General features: G+C 64.8%; 14 protein-coding genes. 7 read left to right on the forward strand and 7 right to left on the reverse strand.

Annotated features, from left to right (window positions below):
• Positions 1-23 precede the first annotated feature (23 nt).
• The gene (locus ACZ2HM_RS13870; RefSeq protein ID WP_470425472.1) at positions 24-2,432 is read right to left on the reverse strand and encodes a ligase-associated DNA damage response DEXH box helicase; all 2,409 of its coding nucleotides are present in this window, start codon (positions 2,430-2,432) and stop codon (positions 24-26) included.
• Positions 2,433-2,707: 275 nt separating this feature from the next.
• On the opposite strand from ACZ2HM_RS13870, the gene ACZ2HM_RS13875 reads away from it, so the two are divergent.
• The 3 genes from ACZ2HM_RS13875 to ACZ2HM_RS13885 all read left to right on the forward strand — a co-directional run bounded on the left by ACZ2HM_RS13875 (position 2,708) and on the right by ACZ2HM_RS13885 (position 6,874).
• Entirely contained in the window at positions 2,708-4,027 is a 1,320-nt protein-coding gene (locus ACZ2HM_RS13875; RefSeq protein WP_470425473.1) for a cystathionine gamma-synthase family protein, read from the forward strand.
• A gap of 4 nt (positions 4,028-4,031) precedes the next feature.
• Positions 4,032-4,961 (forward strand): 2-hydroxyacid dehydrogenase, encoded by a 930-nt coding sequence (locus ACZ2HM_RS13880; RefSeq protein ID WP_470425474.1) that lies wholly within the window; start codon positions 4,032-4,034, stop codon positions 4,959-4,961.
• Positions 4,962-5,071: 110 nt separating this feature from the next.
• The gene (locus ACZ2HM_RS13885; protein WP_470425475.1) at positions 5,072-6,874 is read left to right on the forward strand and encodes an AsmA family protein; all 1,803 of its coding nucleotides are present in this window, start codon (positions 5,072-5,074) and stop codon (positions 6,872-6,874) included.
• Positions 6,875-6,937: 63 nt separating this feature from the next.
• Here ACZ2HM_RS13885 and ACZ2HM_RS13890 read toward each other — a convergent pair whose 3' ends face one another.
• On the reverse strand, positions 6,938-7,612 hold the full coding sequence (locus ACZ2HM_RS13890; RefSeq protein ID WP_037473352.1) for an HAD family hydrolase: 675 nt from the start codon (positions 7,610-7,612) through the stop codon (positions 6,938-6,940).
• Between the two features lie 98 nt (positions 7,613-7,710).
• On the opposite strand from ACZ2HM_RS13890, the gene ACZ2HM_RS13895 reads away from it, so the two are divergent.
• Genes ACZ2HM_RS13895 through ACZ2HM_RS13910 form a run of 4 tightly spaced genes read left to right on the forward strand, consistent with a single transcriptional unit; the run spans position 7,711 to position 11,287 of the window.
• Entirely contained in the window at positions 7,711-8,820 is a 1,110-nt protein-coding gene (locus ACZ2HM_RS13895) for an MlaE family lipid ABC transporter permease subunit (protein WP_037473350.1), read from the forward strand.
• Positions 8,820-9,692, forward strand: a complete 873-nt coding sequence (locus tag ACZ2HM_RS13900) for an ABC transporter ATP-binding protein (protein WP_037477748.1) — start codon at positions 8,820-8,822, stop codon at positions 9,690-9,692. Before ACZ2HM_RS13895 ends, ACZ2HM_RS13900 begins: the two co-directional genes overlap by 1 nt.
• 3 nt (positions 9,693-9,695) lie before the next feature.
• Positions 9,696-10,658: an MlaD family protein gene (locus ACZ2HM_RS13905; RefSeq protein WP_037473348.1), complete on the forward strand. Its 963-nt coding sequence runs from the start codon at positions 9,696-9,698 to the stop codon at positions 10,656-10,658.
• A gap of 17 nt (positions 10,659-10,675) precedes the next feature.
• Complete coding sequence (locus ACZ2HM_RS13910) at positions 10,676-11,287, forward strand: ABC-type transport auxiliary lipoprotein family protein (protein ID WP_470426856.1); 612 nt, start codon at positions 10,676-10,678, stop codon at positions 11,285-11,287.
• 41 nt (positions 11,288-11,328) lie between these two features.
• Here the strand turns inward: ACZ2HM_RS13910 and pepN are convergent, their stop codons facing one another.
• The 5 genes from pepN to mnmG form a co-directional block, all read right to left on the reverse strand.
• Positions 11,329-13,926 carry an aminopeptidase N gene (gene pepN / locus ACZ2HM_RS13915; RefSeq protein WP_470425476.1) on the reverse strand — a complete coding sequence of 866 codons (2,598 nt, stop codon included), beginning with the start codon at positions 13,924-13,926 and terminating at the stop codon, positions 11,329-11,331.
• 68 nt (positions 13,927-13,994) lie between these two features.
• Positions 13,995-14,915 carry a ParB/RepB/Spo0J family partition protein gene (locus ACZ2HM_RS13920; protein WP_470425477.1) on the reverse strand — a complete coding sequence of 307 codons (921 nt, stop codon included), beginning with the start codon at positions 14,913-14,915 and terminating at the stop codon, positions 13,995-13,997.
• Positions 14,912-15,694: a ParA family protein gene (locus ACZ2HM_RS13925; protein WP_470425478.1), complete on the reverse strand. Its 783-nt coding sequence runs from the start codon at positions 15,692-15,694 to the stop codon at positions 14,912-14,914. The genes ACZ2HM_RS13920 and ACZ2HM_RS13925 overlap by 4 nt, the downstream gene beginning before the upstream one ends.
• Positions 15,691-16,335: a 16S rRNA (guanine(527)-N(7))-methyltransferase RsmG gene (gene rsmG / locus ACZ2HM_RS13930; RefSeq protein ID WP_096063312.1), complete on the reverse strand. Its 645-nt coding sequence runs from the start codon at positions 16,333-16,335 to the stop codon at positions 15,691-15,693. Before rsmG ends, ACZ2HM_RS13925 begins: the two co-directional genes overlap by 4 nt.
• Positions 16,332-18,182, reverse strand: coding sequence for a tRNA uridine-5-carboxymethylaminomethyl(34) synthesis enzyme MnmG (gene mnmG, locus ACZ2HM_RS13935; protein ID WP_470425479.1), 1,851 nt, complete (start codon positions 18,180-18,182; stop codon positions 16,332-16,334). Before mnmG ends, rsmG begins: the two co-directional genes overlap by 4 nt.
• Positions 18,183-18,191: the final 9 nt, after the last annotated feature.

Below are 18,191 nucleotides of genomic sequence, written 5' to 3' on the forward strand. Positions count from 1 at the left end.
TTCGATCATTGCCGCAGCAATGCTCAATCGGCGCGCATCGCCAACGTCACCAGTGCTTCGGCTTCGATCAGCAACGCATCCTCGGCAGCGCTTTGCGCGACCTGCTCGCGGCCGATGAGGATGAGGACCGGCACGGCAAGCGGGCTGACCCGGTCGAGCGTGACATGCAGCATAGTCGTCGCCGCCCGGTCGATCAGGTCACCCAGCCGCCCGACATCGGTCATACGCGCGCGGGCGTCGGCCCAGGCGGCCTTGATCAGCAGATGGTCAGGCTGATATTTGCGCAGCACGTCGTAGATGAGGTCGGTGGAGAAAGTGACCTGCCGCCCGGTCTTGCGCTTGCCGGGATGCTGGCGCTCGATCAGGCCGGAGATGACCGCGACGTCGCGGAAGGCGCGTTTAAGCAGGCTCGATTGTTCGACCCAATCGACAAATTCATGGTCGAGTATGTCGGCGGAGAAAAGGCTTTGCGGGTCGGTGACGGGTTTCAGGCCGTAGACGGCGAGCGCGTAGTCGTTGGCGACGAAACCCAAGGGCATAAGGCCCTGGCTCTCCATCCGGCGGGTGAGCAACATGCCGAGCGATTGATGCGCGTTCCAGCCTTCGAAACTGTAGCAGACCAGATAGTGACGGCCTTCGTGCGGGAAGGTTTCGATGAGCAGTTGGCCCGGTTGCGGCAGGACGGAACGGAGTTTCTGCATGTCCAGCCATTCGCGCACGTCGGGCGGGAAGCGATGCCATTGGTCGGGGCTGGCGAGGAAGGCGCGGACGCGGTCGGCGAGGCGCGTGGACATGGCCATGCGGCTGCCGCCCCAACTGGGGATGCGCGCCTGTTTGGAGGTCGCGCGGACGACCAGATCGGTGGTGTCCATCTTGACCACTTCGAGCGCCATGCCGGAGAAGAAGAAGCTGTCGCCGGGGGCCAGCTGCGCGGCAAAGCCCTCCTCCACCGTGCCGAGCTTGCGGCCATTGGCGAAGCGGACGGCGAGCGCGGGCTGATCGACGATGATCCCGGCGTTGAGGCGATGCTGCTGAATGAAGCGCGGGTGAGCGACGCGCCATGTGCCGTCGGCATCCTGGGCCAGCCGTTTGAACCGGTCATAGGCGCGCAGGGCATAGCCGCCGCCTTCGATGAAATGGAGGACGGAGGCGAAGGCGTCAGGCGTCAGCGCGCTATAGGGGGTGGCGGACTGGATTTCGGCGAGCATCGCGGCTTCGTGGAAGGGACCGGCGCAGGCGAGGCCCATGATATGTTGGGCAAGGACATCGAGGCTGCCGACGCGGAAATCATCGGCGTCGCGCTCGCCCGCCTCCACCGCATCGAGGGCGGCGCGGGCTTCGAGATATTCGAAGCGGTTGCCGGGGATGAGGATCGCCTCGCTCGCCTGATCGAGCCGATGATTGGCGCGGCCGATCCGCTGGAGCAGGCGCGACGAGCCCTTGGGTGCGCCCATCTGGATGACGCAATCGACATTGCCCCAATCGACGCCAAGGTCGAGCGAGGCGGTGGCGACCAAAGCGCGGAGTTTGCCATCGGCCATCGCGCTTTCGACCTTGCGGCGGGCTTCGATCGACAAGCTACCATGGTGGATGGCGATCGGCAGGTTGGCGTCGTTCGCTGACCAAAGCTCCTGAAAGATGAGTTCGGCGAGGCCGCGCGTGTTGCAGAAGACGAGCGTGGTTTGATGCGCGGCGATTTCGGCCATCACCTGATGCGCGGCATATTTGCCTGAGTGACCCGACCAGGGGACGCGACCTTCGGGGATGAGGATGGTGACGTTCGGCTCCGCGCCTGCCTCCCCCAAAACCGCCGCGACCCTGTCGATATCGCCATCGGGCGCGAGCCAGGCGCGATAGGCATCGACGTCCGCCACGGTGGCGGACAGGGCGACGCGGCGCAGGGCGGGATTGATCGTCTGAAGCCTCGCCATCGACAGGCTGAGCAGATCGCCGCGCTTCTGCGTGGCGAAGGCGTGGACTTCATCGACGATGACGGTTTGCAGGTCGGCGAACATCAGCGCGGCATCGGGATAGCTGAGCAGCAGCGAGAGCGATTCGGGCGTGGTGAGGAGGATGTGGGGCGGCTTGACGCGCTGGCGCGCCTTGCGGTCCGAGGGCGTGTCGCCGGTGCGGGTTTCGACGCGGATGGGGAGCGCCATCTCCTCAATCGGGGTCAGGAGATTGCGGCGGACGTCTACCGCCAGCGCTTTGAGCGGCGAGACATAGAGGGTGTGGAGCCGGTCGGTCGGATGATCGATGAGGTCGGCGAGCGTCGGCAGGAAGCCTGCCAGCGTCTTGCCCGCGCCGGTCGGGGCGACGAGCAGCGCATGATCACCCCGGCGCGCGGCAGCGAGCATCGCGCGCTGGTGCGAACGTGGTGCCCAATCGCGGGCGGCGAACCAGTCTTCCAGCACGGGGGGGAGAGCATCCATGGGGTGGATGTAGGGAGCCGACCCAGGCCTGTCACGACATGGGGCGGGAAGAAGGGTTCGCGCGGAGACGCGGAGGGAAAAGCTCACCGTTCGCGCGCTCCGTGGTCCCGCGCATGGATATTTGGCAATAATCTGCACGGCGCGGTCGCGTAATTTAAGTCCACGTCGGTAAAATTTTATGTCTCTCCCCTCTGGCCGTCCGACCTGTCCCTGCGTTACCATCGCGCCATCAAGAGCGGCGCAATAGATGCCGCATCATGCAGGAGATCAACGATATGTCTGGCGAAAGTGAAGCCGATCTGACGGGTGTCGAATCCAACCGCCGCCGTCCCAAGCCGCCGATCATGGAGATTGACGGGCGCAAGCTGAAGCCCGCGACGCTGATGATGGGGCATGGCTATGACCCGACCCTGTCCGAAGGATCGTTGAAGCCGCCAATCTTCCTGACCTCAACCTTCGCGTTCGAGAGCGCGGCGGCGGGCAAGCGGCATTTCGAGGGGGTGACGGGCATCAGACCGGGCGGATCGGAAGGCCTCGTTTATTCGCGCTTCAACGGTCCTAATCAGGAGATTGCCGAGGATCGGCTGTCAGTATGGGAAGAGGCCGAGGATGCGTTGCTCTTTTCCAGCGGCATGTCGGCGATCGCCACCACCTTGCTGGCGATGGTGCAGCCGGGTGACGTGATCGTCCATAGCGCGCCGCTCTATGCCGCAACGGAGTCGCTGATCGGGCGGATATTGGGCAAGTTCGGGGTGCAGTGGCTCGATTTCCCCGCTGGCGCGAGCGCCGACGAGATTGGCGCGGTGATCGAGAAGGCCAAGGGGCTGGGTCGCGTGGCGATGATCTATCTGGAAAGCCCGGCCAATCCGACCAATGTGCTGGTCGATATCGAAGCAGTGGTTGCGCGGCGCGACTTGGCCTTTGCGGGCGAAGACCATGTGCCGCCGATCGCGATCGACAATACATTTTTGGGGCCATTATGGTTGAAGCCGCTGGCCCATGGCGCGGATCTGGTGATCTATAGCCTGACCAAATATGCAGGCGGGCATAGTGATCTGGTCGCGGGCGGGGTGCTGGGGTCCAGCGCGCTGATCACCACGATCCGGTTGATGCGCAATACGATCGGCACGATTTTGGACCCGCATTCGGCGTGGATGCTGATGCGCAGTCTGGAGACGCTGGAATTGCGGATGAGCCGGGCGGGCGAGAATGCGGCGAGGGTGTGCGCTTGGCTGCGCGAGCAGCCGCAGGTGGAGAAGATCGTCTATCTGGGCTTCCCCGAAACCGAACGGCAGCGCGACATTTATGAGCGGCATTGCACCGGGGCAGGATCGACCTTCTCGCTCTATCTGAAGGGTGGCGAGGCGGAGGCGTTCGCCTTTCTCGATGCGCTCAAGATCGCCAAGCTGGCGGTCAGCCTGGGCGGGACCGAGACGCTGGCGAGCCATCCCGCCGCGATGACGCATTTGTCGGTGCCGGCCGCGCGCAAGGCGGCGTTGGGGATTGGCGACAATATGGTGCGTATCTCGATCGGCTGCGAGGATGCCGACGATCTGATCGCGGACTTTGCGCAAGCGCTGCGGGCGATTGGATAAGGCGATGACGCGACCGGTTCTCTTGGTGGGTCAGGCTTTGCTGGCCCCGGTCGTGCCGCTGCTAGCGCAGGAGTATGACGTCATGGCGCTGTGGGAAGAACCCGACGCCGCGGCGTTGGCGCGGGTGGATGCGGTGATCTGGGCGGGCGAGTTCGTGCTGGAGCGGGCGCTGGTCGACGCGATGCCGCGCCTGTCGCTGATCGCCTGCTTCACTGTCGGCTATGACGGGGTGGACCTGGCGCTGGCGCGCGAGCGCAGCATTGCAGTGACTCATGCCGGTGATGTCAATGCGCAGGATGTCGCCGACCATGCGATCGGCCTGATGATCGCGCAGCGGCGCTGGATCGTGGGCGGCGACCGGCATGTGCGGAGCGGCCAATGGACGATGGCGGCCAAGACGCGGACCCGGTCGATGGGCGGGGCGAAGCTCGGTATCGTCGGCATGGGGTCGATCGGCGTTGCGGTGGCGGAACGGGCGCAGGCGATGCGGATGCAGGTCCGTTGGTGGGGACCGCGCGAGAAGCCCGCCCTCCCCTGGCCGCGTGTCGCCAGTCTGGAGGCGCTGGCGCGCGAGAGCGACATATTGTTGGTCGCGGCGCGGGCGGATGAGAGCAATCGTGGTATGATTTCGGCCGATATCATGGATGCGCTGGGGCCGGAGGGATTGCTGGTCAATGTCGCGCGGGGGCAGTTGGTGGATGAGGCGGCGCTGATCGCGGCGCTCATATCCGGGCGATTAGGGGGCGCGGCGATCGATGTTTATGATCCCGAACCGACTGACCCCAAGCGCTGGGCCGATGTGCCCAATGTCGTGCTGACCCCGCATACCGGCGGGGCGACGCATGAGGCGGTGGCGCATATGGCGCAGATGCTGCTCGCCAATCTGACGGCGCATTTCGCAGACAAGCCGCTGATCTCGCCGGTGCGCGGCTGAACCCTAAGACGAGTTGTGCGTTGAGCGCGACACAATGATGGGGGACTTGGGGGGTGTCGGTGAACGCAAAGCGGGGAGCGCGATGGGCCATAGGCATTGGCGCCGGGCTGGTGACATTGCTGGTCGTTGCGACACTGCTGCTGGCGGCCTTCCCTTGGGGGATGTTCAAGGATCGGATCGAGGCACGATTGTCGGCGCGAATCGGCAAGCCCGTCACGATCGGGACGATGACGCGCGAGGACAGCCTGTCCTTCCATCCCGTCGTCCGCCTGACCGATATGCGTGTGCCCCAGCCTGATTGGGCGAAGGGCGATGGCGATCTTGCCCGGATCGGCGAGGCGCGGGTCGGCTTTTCGGTTTTCGCGCTGCTGACCGGCGGGCCGGTGGTCGAGACGCTGGACCTGCGCCGCGCGCGCCTGAACTTCTATCGCGCCGCCGATGGGCGCGAAAGCTGGAGCGGCGAGCGGAGCGGTGGCGACGATCGCAAGGGCCGACGCCCGGCGCTGCGCAGCCTGACCGTCAGCGACAGCCGCATCGCCTATCGCGATGACAAGCGCGGGCGGTCGATGGACGCTGCGCTGGCCGTCGATGGCAAGGGGCTGCGCCTGTCCGGCAAAGGCGATGTGCGCGGCTATCCCGTCACGGTCACCGCCAGCGGCGCGCCGATACTGGGTCATAAACCAAGCACTCGCTGGCCATTTCGCGCAGAAATTGCAGGCGATGCCGTGGGCATGACGTTCGATGGCACCATGGATGGCCCGCTCGACATCGGCCATTTGCGCGGCAAGGTGACGGGCCATGCGATCGACCTGCGGGTGCTGGACGCGATCATCGAGGCGGGCCTGCCCGGCACCCAGCCCGTGCGACTGACGGCGCAGGTTGTGCGCGAGCGGCCGGACTGGATCATCGAATCGCTCAAAGGCACGATCGGCCGGTCCGCGATTGCGGGCCATGCCACCGTCCGCAAGCGCGAGGGCCGTACCCGGATCGACGGCGCGATTCGCGCGGCGCAGCTGGATTTCAACGACCTGTCGTCGGATGAAGGCCGACGCAAGGCATTGGCCAAGCGTGCGCGGCTGGGCGACCGGCTGATCCCCGACACCGCGATCGACCTGCGCAAGATGGCGCGCACCGATGGGCGGCTGGAGATACAGGCCGACCGGCTGTTATGGCCGGGGTCCAGCCCGTTCCGGTCGCTCAAGGGCGTGTTGACGCTGGAGCGCAGTCGGCTGGTGGTCGAACCATTGCGGATGGACCTGACCCGCGGCGTGCTCAGCGGGCGGATGGCAGTGGATCAGCGTGACGGCGGGCCGCGACTCGATCTGGCGCTTGATCTGCGATCGGCGCGGCTGCTCGATTTCTTTCCCGAAACGCGGATCGACGGCGGGCTGGTCGGGCGCATCGCGCTCAATGGGCCGGGCCGCACCATCCGCCAGGCGGTGGGGCAATCGTCGGGCACGATCGCGCTGGTAGCAAAGGACGGATCGATCCCCGCGCGCACGGCGGCGTTGATGGGGCAGGATGTCGGCAAGGGGCTGACGCTCGACAAGGACAAGATGGCGGTGCTGCGCTGCATGGTTGCGCGGTTCGACGTCAAGGGCGGCGTCGCGCGGACCAATCCGGTGCTGATCGACACGTCGCGCGCGCAGACCCGCGCCACCGGCACGATCCGCCTGTCGGACGAGACGCTGATGCTAACGCTGAGCGGGCAGCCCAAGCAGGGGAGCCTGTTACGGCTGAAAGGCACAGTGCCGATCCGCGGCACGATCAAGGCGCCCGATATTCAAGTGCCCAAGGAAGCGCGATCGGCCAAGGGCATCCTCAAGATGATCGGCGATGCGATCGGCGGCGACAAGGTGCCGCGCGCCAGCGATGCGGATTGCGACGCGCTGGCGCGGTCGGCGATGCGTTAGACCGACATATCGGTTCGGTTCGCGCGTTTCTCGACTTCGCTCGAAACGAAGCGATGTCTATGTCTAATTCCAGTCGACCCGCGTCCAGCCGCGCACCGCCGCCAGCTTGGCCAGCGGCTTGTGCGGGTTGGAGGCGATGGGGACGTCGGCAAATTCCAGCATCGGCGCATCCGACACATGGTCGGAATAGGCGCGGATGTGGGTTTGCGTCCGGTCGATCGCCTGCGCGGCCATCCAGGCCTTGATCATCCGCAACTTGCCGGTGTCGTAGCAATTTTCGCCGGCAATCTTGGCGCGGACATAGCGCAGATCCTGCGAGAGATGGTCGGTCGCAATGACGGCGTCGAAACCCAACCGCCGGGCGATCGGTTCGACATAGAGGCGGTAGGAGGCGGTGGCGAGGACGAGGCGGTAACCATCGGCGCGGTCGCGCGCAATCTGCGCCACCGCATCGGCGCGCAGGTTGGTCGCCAGCACCTTGTCGGCATAGCTTTCGACATGCGGCATCAACCGGGCGCGTTCCACATGGAACCCGATCATCAGCGCTTGGTTGAGTTCCTTGAGACGCTGGCGCGACAGCAGCTTGAGGACATAGGCCAGCATCAGCAGCACGACGCAGGGGAGCAGGATCAGCCGCCACGGGGCCATCGCCCGCGCCACATGGATGAGGAAGCCGGTATAGGTGCCGCTGAACGTCACCGTGCGGTCCATGTCGTAAATCGCCAACCGATGCGTCATGCCGTATCCGAAACTTTTGCCGCTGCCCTTCGTTCGGACTTGCGGATGGGCCGTTTCGGCTTGCCGTGCAACCGATATTGGACCACTAATCCCATCGCATGAATAAAGCCGCTTCACTGGCCGAAGAACAAAGCGACGGCGGCAGCGTGCTGCGGCTGTCCGGTTCGCTGGCGATCGCATCGCTGCATGACCTGCCCGACCGGCTGGATGCCGTGCAGGGTCCGGTCGGGACGATCGACCTGTCCGACGTCGATCATATGGACACGATCGGCGCGTGGACGGTGCATCGCACCGCCAAGCGGCTGGGCAGTCAGATCAGCGGCGCGCACCCGGATGCGCAGCGGCTGATCGATACGGTCGGCGCGCTGGACGATCCGGTTTCGATCCACCCAGACAGCGTTCCGGCCCTGCGCCGCGTCGTCGGCCAGATCGGCGAGGCGGTCAGCACCGCCGGGTCGACCATGTTGGGACTGCTGGGCTTTTTCGGCGCGACACTGGTCGCGGCCTGGAGCCTGATCCGCCACCCCAGCCGCTTCCGCGTCAATGCAGTGGTGCAGCGTTTCGAGGTCGTGGGCGTGTCCGCGCTGGGCATCATCGGCCTGATGAGCTTCCTGATCGGCATCGTCATCGCCCAGCAGGGATCGGTGCAGTTGCGTCAGTTCGGCATGGAGATGCTGACGATCAACCTGGTCGGTCGCCTGACCTTCCGTGAGTTGGGCGTATTGATGACCGCGATCATGGTCGCGGGCCGCTCCGGCTCAGCCTTTGCCGCGCAATTGGGCACGATGAAGCTGACCGAGGAAATCGACGCGATGCGGACCATCGGCGTGTCGCCGATGGAAGCGCTCGTCCTGCCGCGCACGCTGGCCGTCATCATCATGATGCCGCTGCTTGGCTTTTATGCGTCGATCCTGTCAGTGCTGGGTGGCGCTTTCCTGTGCGCGATCGCGCTCGACATTCCGCCCATCACCTTTTTCCAGCGGTTGCGCGAAGTCGTGCCGATCACCGACCTGTGGGTCGGGCTGATCAAGGCACCCGTGTTCGGCCTGATCATCGCCATTTCCGGCTGTTTTCAGGGGATGCAGGTCAAGGGCAATGCGGAGGAGGTGGGGCTGCGCACCACCGCCGCCGTCGTCCAGGCAATCTTCCTCGTCATCGTCATCGATGCTTTCTTCGCGGTGTTCTTCACCTGGGTAGGGTGGAACTGATGACCGAAGACGAACAGCGCCAGGCCGAAGAGCAGCGGCTCGCCCAAGCGGTCGAACAGTCCGACATCGCCATTTCGGTGCGCGGCATTCGTAATGCCTTTGGCGACCAGGTCATCCATGATGGCCTCGACCTTGATGTGCGCAAGGGCGAGATATTGGGCGTGGTCGGCGGATCGGGCACCGGCAAGTCGGTGCTGATGCGCGCGATCATCGGCCTTCAGACGCCGAACGAGGGCGAAATCCATGTCTTTGGCGAATCGATGGTCGGGCGGCTGGACGATGATGCGCTGGCGATCCGCAAGCGGTGGGGCGTGTTGTTCCAGGGCGGTGCGCTGTTTTCGACGCTGACCGTGGCGGAAAATATCGAAGTGCCGATCCGCGAATATTATCCCAATATCGGGGCGCAATTGCGTGACGAGATTGCGGCCTACAAGATCCGCATGACCGGCCTGCCCGCCGAGGCGGGGCCGAAATATCCGTCGGAATTGTCGGGCGGCATGAAGAAGCGCGCTGGCCTGGCCCGCGCGCTGGCGCTGGACCCGGACCTGCTGTTCCTCGATGAGCCGACCGCTGGCCTTGATCCGATCGGCGCGGCGGCGTTCGACGAGCAGACCCGCAAATTGCAGGAGACTTTGGGTCTTACCGTCTTCCTCATCACCCATGATCTCGATACGCTCTATTCGATCTGTGATCGGGTGGCGGTGCTGGCGGATAAGAAGGTGATCGCGGTCGGCACGATCGATGAACTGCTGGCGCTCGACCATCCGTGGATCCAGGAATATTTCAATGGCCCGCGTGGCCGTGCGGCGACGGCGGCAGTATCGCGGGAAAAGAACAAGGCGGCTCAGACCCCGCCGGACGGAAGGCAATAGGATATGGAAACCCGCTCCAACCATGTGCTGGTGGGCACGGTCACGCTGCTGCTGCTGGCGGCGATCATTATCGCGGCCTTCTGGTTCTCCCGCATTTCCGACGGGCAGAACAAGCAATATGACATCTTCTTCAAACAGTCGGTCAGCGGCTTGGCCAAGGGTTCGAGCGTCAACTATGCGGGCGTTCCCTCCGGTCAGGTGGAATCGATCGACCTGTGGAAGCGCGATCCAAGCTTCGTGCGGGTGCGCATTACGGTGAAGGACGGGACGCCCGTACTGCAGGGCACGACCGCCAGCATTGCGGGCGTCGGCTTTACCGGGGTGAGCGAAGTAGTGCTGGATGGTGCGGTCAAGGGCGCGCCGCCGATTATCTGTCCGGCAGAAAATCCCCAGGCGGTATGCCCCGATGGCGTGCCCGTCATCCCGACCAAGCCGGGCGCACTGGGCGAATTGCTCAACAGCGCGCCGCAATTGCTGGAGCGGCTGTCGACGCTGACCGAGCGGCTGACCGAAGTGCTGAGCGACAAGAATCAACAGTCGATCGCGGGCATATTGGCCAATGTCGAGCGGGTGTCTGGCGCCTTGGCCGACCGTAGTCCTGAGATCGCCGCGACCCTGGCCGAAGCGCGTATCGCAGTGCAGCGCACCGGCGTTGCCGTCGAACAGATCGGCAAGCTGGCCGCGACGACCGACGCGATGCTGAACGAGGAAGGCAAGCCGCTGATGGCCGACCTGCGCAAGAGCGTGCAGTCGGCGACGCGCAGCATCGACACGCTGGACAAGACCATCGGCGCGGCGCGGCCGGGCGTGGAGGCGTTCAGCACCCAGACCATGCCGGAAGTGAACCAGCTGGTGCGCGACCTGCGCGAAATGTCGCGCGCCTTCCGGGGCGTTGCCGAGAAACTGGACCAGCAGGGTGCGGGTTCGCTGGTCGGATCGCCCAAGCTGCCGGACTATAAGCCATGATGAGAGAGATGCGGACCATGTTCCATGCCAAACCCACCGGTGCCCTTGCGGCGCTGACCACCGCCGTCCTGTTGTCGGGCTGCGTCTCGATCGGCGGGAAGGTGCCTGAGCGGTTGCTGACGCTGGATGCAGTGCAGAAGGTGCCGGCTGGCACGGCGCAGCGTGCGGGCGCTGGGCGCACATTGATCGTGTCCGATCCCGACGCGCCCAAGATGCTGGATACGATACGTATCCCGGTGCAGACCAGCCCGACGTCGGTCGCCTATGTGACCGATGTGCAATGGGCCGATACGCCGCGCCATCTGTTCCGGCGCTTGTTGGCCGAGACGATTTCGGCGACCACCGACCGGGTGGTGCTCGATTCGGGACAGTTTTCGGGTGATGGTGGGCAGCGGCTGTCGGGCGAGTTGATTGCCTTTGGGCTGGATGCGCCGGGGAATAATGCGGTGGTGACCTATGACGCCGTGCTGACCACGCCCAATGGGGTCGCCTTGGCCCGGCAACGCTTTACTGCCAGCCAGCCAGTGGGCGCGAAGATTACGTCGATGACGGTCGGAACGCCACTCAACCTGGCAGCGAACAAAGTGGCTGGCGACGTCGCAGCCTGGGTCGCGGCGATGAAGGACTGATGGCCGCCCCGTTCGCGTCGCGCGAACGGGGGCACTCTCCTCTATTCCAGACTTTTCCCGGCCTGCTCGGTCACGTCCTTGGACAGGCCGGGCTGCGCCAATATGCGTTCGAGTTCGCCCCGCATGAGCGCGCCGCGCGCTGCATCGAAGCGCTTCCAGCGGCCTAGTGGCGGCACGAGGCGGGCGGCCGTCTGCGGATTGAGCCGGTCCAGCGCAATGATGCAGTCCGCCACCAACCTGTAGCCCTTGCCCGATTTGTGGTGGAACGCCCATTGGTTGCCGGTGAACGCGCCATAGAGCGCGCGGACGCGGTTGGGATTGGCGAGGGTGAAGTCCTTGTGCCGTCCCAGTTCCTCGACCAGATCGACCGTATCGGGATGGACCGCAAAGGCCTGGGTCTGGAACCATTTGTCGAGCGTTAGCGCGTCGGCCCCATAGCGGTTGTAGAAGATATCAAGCGCCGCGACTCGTTCGGCGCTATCACCGTTGGCGAGGATGGCGAGGGCTGCTTGCCGCTCGGTCATATTATGAGCGTGGTCGAACTGGACGAAGGCGGTTGCGGGGCCGTCCATCGCGCCGGAGGCGACCAGATAGCCAAGTGCGCTGTTGCGTAGCTTGCGCGTACCCTTGGCAGCGGCGGACATGGAAAATTCGGCGGCCTTGGTCCGGGCATGGATCGCGCGCCAGTCCACCTCCAGTTCCGCGCCGATCCGCTGTTGCAAGGCTTCGCGCGCGGCGTGGACCGCGTCAGGATCGACCTGCGCCATCTGATCGCCGAGATAGGCTTCGCTGGGCAGGCGGATGGCTTCGGCGACGAAGGCGGGATCAAGCATGGGGTCGGTGATGACCTGACGGAACGCGGCGATCACAGGGCCGTCGTCCATGGGCTGACCGGTGATGCGGCCGACCAATATGTTGACCATCAACTGTTGCATCGCCTCATAGCGGGCGAATGGATCATCATCATGGGCGGACAGGAAGGCGAGATCGTCTTGGCTGCGGTTGGTGTCGACGATCACGGGAGCGGAGAAGCCGCGATTGATCGACAGGATCGGCGCGGTCGTGAAGTCGGGGAAGGTGAAGCTTTGCTGCGGCTCGGTGAGTAGCAGCAGTTCATCGCCATGATGGGTGCTGGTGGCGGGATCGAACAGGGCGACGCGCAGTGGGATCGCCATTGGGGCCTTGTCCGGCTGGTCGGGCGTGGGGGCGAGCGACTGGTGCAGATGCAGGTTCACCATCCGGGTCACCGGATCATGGTCGAGCGTGGCGCGGACGTGCGGGGTTCCGGCCTGCTCATACCAGCGACGGAATTGGCTGAGGTCGATCTCCCCGCCCTCTTCCATCGCCAGGACGAAATCCTCGCAGGTGGCGGCTTGGCCGTCATGGCGATCGAAATAAAGATCAGCGCCCGCGCGGAAGCGTTCCGGCCCCAGCATCAGGGCAATCATGCGGATCAGCTCCGCGCCCTTATTATAAATGGTCGCGGTGTAGAAGTTACTGATTTCCATATAGGATTCGGGCCGCACGGGATGCGCGAGCGGGCCAGAGTCCTCCTGAAATTGGGCGGCGCGCAAGATGCGCACATCTTCGATCCGCTTGACCGCATGGCTGCCCATGTCGGCCGAGAAATTCTGGTCGCGAAAGACGGTGAAGCCTTCCTTGAGACTGAGCTGGAACCAGTCGCGGCAGGTGACGCGATTGCCCGACCAGTTGTGGAAATATTCATGCGCCACAACGCCTTCCACGCCATCATAATCGATATCCGTCGCGGTTTCGGGATCGGCCAAAATATAGCGTGAATTAAAGATGTTGAGGCCTTTATTCTCCATTGCGCCGAAGTTGAAATCGGCCACGGCGACGATGTTGAACACATCGAGATCATATTCGCGGCCGTAGACGCGCTCGTCCCATGCCATGGAGTTTTTGAGCGCCTGCATGGCATGGCCAGTGCGTGGCAGGTCCGCCTCACGCACCCAGATGCCCAATTGCACTTCCCGGCCGCTCATCGTCACGAAGCTGTCGACGTTGCAGGCAAGGTCTGCGGCGACCAGCGCGAACAGATAACAGGGCTTGGGGAAGGGATCGACCCATCGTGCCCAATGTTGTCCAGCGTCACCCTCGCCCTGCTCCACCGGATCGCCGTTGGAGAGCAATATGGGAAAGCGCGCCTTGTCCGCGCGCAGGGTCACGTCATAGCGCGACAGGATGTCCGGGCGATCGGGGAAGAAGGTGATGCGGCGAAAGCCCTCCGCCTCGCATTGGGTGCAAAGCAGACCCCCGCTGGCGTAGAGGCCCATCAATTTGCTGTTGGCTTCCGGGGCCAGTTCGACCAGCGTTTCGACACTGTGCGCCGAACCGGACAGCGCCACGGACAAGGAGCCTGCTTCCATATGCCATAGATCGGGCGTGGCGAGTTCGCCGTCGATGCGGACCTCCAGCGGGATCAAGCCATCGCCGTCGAGCCGCAGGGGCCGATCATGACCGCCGTTGCGCGTGACCATGAGCGTCGCGCGGACGCGGGTGCATGCGGGATCGAGGTCGAAATCCAGCGCGATATCGGGCACCAGCCAGTCGGGCGGGCGATAATCCGCGCGACGAATGACGGAAGGAGAAGCGGGGGAAGCGTGCATGTCGGCCATCCCCCCAAGCTAGGGAGACGGCCGGGAAAAGGCCAGCGGCGTGGCCCGGTTTTTCGCGTCCTGCCTGCTTAAATCCGTTCGCCCGACAGACGCTGGCACAGCATGTCCAACTGATCGAGGGTCGAATAGCGCAGGGTCAGCGTGCCGCCGCCATTGCCTTCGTGCTGGATATCGACCTTTAAGCCCAATATGTCGGCCAGATGCTGTTCCAGCGAGGCGATGTCCGCGTCTGGTTCGGCGGCGGCACCGGTGCGACGCGCGGCGGGCGTGTCGTCGCCGGTCTTCATGCGGCGGACCAGTTGTTCGGTATCGCGGACCGACAAGCCCTTTTCTTCCACCCGCCGCGCCAGCGTTTCGCAATCAGGCACACCGATCAGCGCGCGGGCATGGCCCATGCTGATCTTCTGCTCCATCACCTGCTGCTGCACCGAAGCGGGCAGGTCGAGCAGGCGCATGAGGTTGGCGATGTGGCTGCGCGATTTGCCGACGATGCGGCCCAGGGCGTCCTGCGTATGCTGAAAGTCGCCGATCAGTTTGCGATAGGCTTCGGCCTCTTCGATCGGGTTGAGATCCTCGCGCTGGATATTTTCGATCAGCGCGATTTCGAGCGTTTCCTGCTCGTCAAAATCGCGGACGATGGCGGGGATGCGGTGGAGCTGCGCCCTTTGCGCCGCGCGCCAGCGACGTTCGCCCGCGACGATCTGAAAGCCGCCGCCATGCGGGCGGACAATGATCGGCTGGATCACGCCGCGCTTGGCGATGCTGTCGGCCAGCTCCTGCAACGCGCCTTCGTCGAAATGGCGACGCGGCTGTTCAGGATGCGGCTGAATGAGCGACACTTCAATGTTCTGCACCGCCTTGCTGGACGGCGAAGCGGCGGGCGCAACCGGCTCTTCGCGCGCAACGTCGCCGAGCAGCGCGGACAAGCCGCGCCCCAGGCCGTGCGGCCGCTTCACAACTTTGGGCTTGTCGGTCGTTTCGTCGCTCAAGCGGCAACCTCCTGTCGGGGCAGGCGCGCGATCAATTCGCGCGCGAGCCGCATATAGGCTTCCGATCCTGAACAGCGGAAGTCGTAAATCAAGGCCGGGACGCCGTGGCTGGGCGCTTCGGACAGGCGCACATTGCGCGGGATGACGGTGGTGAAGACCAGATCGCCGAGGCAGGCGCGCACATCATCGGCAACCTGATCGGTCAGCCGGTTGCGCCGATCATACATGGTGAGCGCGACGCCCATGATCGACAGGCCGGGATTGAAGCGGCCGCGGATGCGCTCGACCGTCTGGAGCAGTTGCGACAGCCCTTCGAGCGCGAAAAATTCGCATTGTAGCGGGACGAGCAAGGATTGCGCGGCGACCATCGCGTTGATCGTCAACAGGCCAAGCGACGGCGGGCAATCGATCAGGCAGATGTCCCAGCGGCCCGGAGGCGCTTCGGCCAGCACCCGTTCGAGCCGATGGGTGCGCTGCTCATATTCGATCAGTTCGATCTCGCAGCCCGACAGATCCTGCGTCGCGGGGACGAGGTCGAGCTTGGGCACGCGCGTCGTGACGATCGTGTCCTCCAACGCGCAATTGCCGACGAGCAGGTCATAGCTTGACCGGGTACGTTCGGACTGGCCAACGCCGAGGCCGGTTGAGGCGTTGCCCTGCGGATCGAGATCGAGCAGCAGCACGCGCAGGCCAGTGGCGGCGAGACCGGTAGCGAGGTTGATCGCCGTCGTGGTCTTACCCACGCCGCCCTTCTGATTGGCGATAGCGATACAGATCATGCGCGACCTTTCCTTCTGGCGACGGGTTTGACCGCGTGCGCGACGATGATGGCGCTATCGGCGTCCGTCACGCTCGGTTCCACGTGAAACACACCCTGCCATGATGGGCGCGTCGCCTCCAGTTCATTCTGCGCATTTCGTCCCTTAGGCAGCACCCATAGCGTATTTTTGTCGGAAAGATGCGCGGCGGATTCGAGCAGGCGCGGGAGTGGTGCATAAGCGCGCGCGCTGATGACGGCGGCGGCGCAAGGCGGCACCATCTCGACCCGGCCGCCGAAGACCGTGGCGTTGGGCAGGTCCAATGCGGCGATGGCTTCGTTCAGAAAATCGATGCGCTTGCGCCGGGATTCGACCATCAACATGGGTCGGTCGGACAGGCAGGCGACGACGATACCGGGCAACCCGGCTCCCGATCCGAGGTCGATCCATGCGCCCTCCCCCGCCGATTGGGCGCGGGTGAGGAGCTGCGCAGAGTCCACGATATGCCGCGCCCAGACATGGGGGCGGGTCGATTCGGCGATGAGATTCTGTTCGCCCATCGCATCCAGCAGGATCGCAACGAAGCGTTCCAGACGCGCCATTGTTTCACGTGAAACATCGAATTGGCCCGTCAGCCAGGCGCGGGCTTCATCCTCCGTCATGCTGCAACCTTGCGGACATGCACGAGAATGGCGGCGAGGGCCGCAGGGGTAACGCCCCGGATGCGGCCTGCTGCGGCGAGCGTATCGGGACGCGCGACATCGAGCCGTTCGATCATCTCGGTCGAGAGGCCCCCGATGCTGGCAAAGTCGAAATCGGCGGGGATGAAGACGCGCTCGTTGCGTCGCAGGTCGGCGATCTCCGCATCCTGGCGGTGGAGATAGGGGGCGTAATGGGCATCCTCCAATATCTCCGCGCGCAGGTCGGCGGGTGCCGCGGCGAGGCGGGGGGCGAGCGACAGGATCAAGGCCCGATCGACTTCGGGGAAGCGCGCCCATTCGAACAGGCTGCGGCGTATGCCATCCTGCCGCACCGACGCGCCCGCGCGGGCCATGGTGGTGGCACCGATGGGTTGCGTGAGTTCGGCCTCTATATCGGCGCGCAGGGCATCGCGCTCGGCCAAACGCGCATAGCGGACGGGGCCGATGATGCCATGCGCGATGCCGATCGCGCCGAGGCGCGTCTCCGCATTGTCGGCGCGCAGACGCAGGCGATATTCGGCGCGCGCGGTCAACATGCGATAGGGTTCGGTCACGCCCTGTAAGGTGAGGTCATCGATCATGACGCCGATATAGCTGCTGGCCCGGTCGAGGATCATGGCCGCTTCGCTGCGTGCGCGGGCGGCGGCGTTGACGCCCGCGATCAAGCCCTGGGCGGCCGCCTCCTCATAGCCGGTGGTGCCGTTTATCTGCCCGGCGCAGAACAGGCCGGGGACGGCGCGGACTTCCAATGTGGCGTCGAGCGCGCGCGGATCGATATGGTCATATTCGACGGCGTAGCCGGGCACGACGATGTCGGCCTGCTCCAGGCCGACCATTGACCGGATCATAGCGACCTGAACATCGGTGGGCAGCGAGGTGCTGATGCCATTGGGATAGACGAGCGGATCGTCCAGCCCTTCAGGTTCCAGAAAAATCTGATGCCCGTCGCGGTCTCCGAAGCGCTGAATCTTATCTTCGATCGAGGGGCAGTAGCGCGGCCCCCGCCCTTCGATCGCGCCGCTGAACAAGGGCGATCGGCCGAGGCCATCGCGGATGATCTGATGGGTGCGCGCATTGGTGCGGGTAATGGCGCAGGCGAGTTGGGGCAGCGGGCGACCGTTGGACAAAGGCGACATGGTCCAGCCGTCACTGTCCGATGGCTGTGCTTCCAACTGCGCCCAATCGATCGTGCGGCCATCGATGCGGGGTGGCGTGCCGGTCTTGAGGCGACCGAGGGGAAGAGCGAGATCGCGCAACTGGACGCCCAGGCTGGTCGCGGCCCGCTCGCCGACGCGACCGCCGGTTTCGCGTTCATCGCCGCGGAACAGCTTGCCACCGAGGAAGGTGCCGGTCGCCAGCACCACTGACGCGGCCTCCAGCACGCGCCCATCGGCGAGGGACAGGCCGGCGATCGCACCATCTTGCAGAAGCAGTGCAGCCGCCTCGCCCTCTACGATTGTCAGACGTTCTTGCGCATCAAGCATCTGGTGAATGGCGGCGCGATAGCGTTTGCGGTCGGCCTGGATGCGCGGCCCCTGGACCGCGGCGCCCTTGCTGCTGTTGAGCATCCGATAGTGGATCGCGGCCTGGTCTGCGGCGCGGCCGATCAGGCCATCCAGCGCATCGACTTCGCGCACGAGATGGCCCTTGCCCAACCCGCCGATCGCCGGGTTGCAGGACATGGCGCCCACGGTAGTACGGTCGAACGTCAGCAGCGCGACGCGCGCGCCTTTGCGCGCAGCGGCCGCCGCCGCTTCGCACCCGGCATGGCCGCCGCCGACCACAATCACATCATAGCGAGTTTGCATGGGTGGCCT

It is taken from the genome of Sphingobium sp. KKT206, from assembly GCF_055640555.1.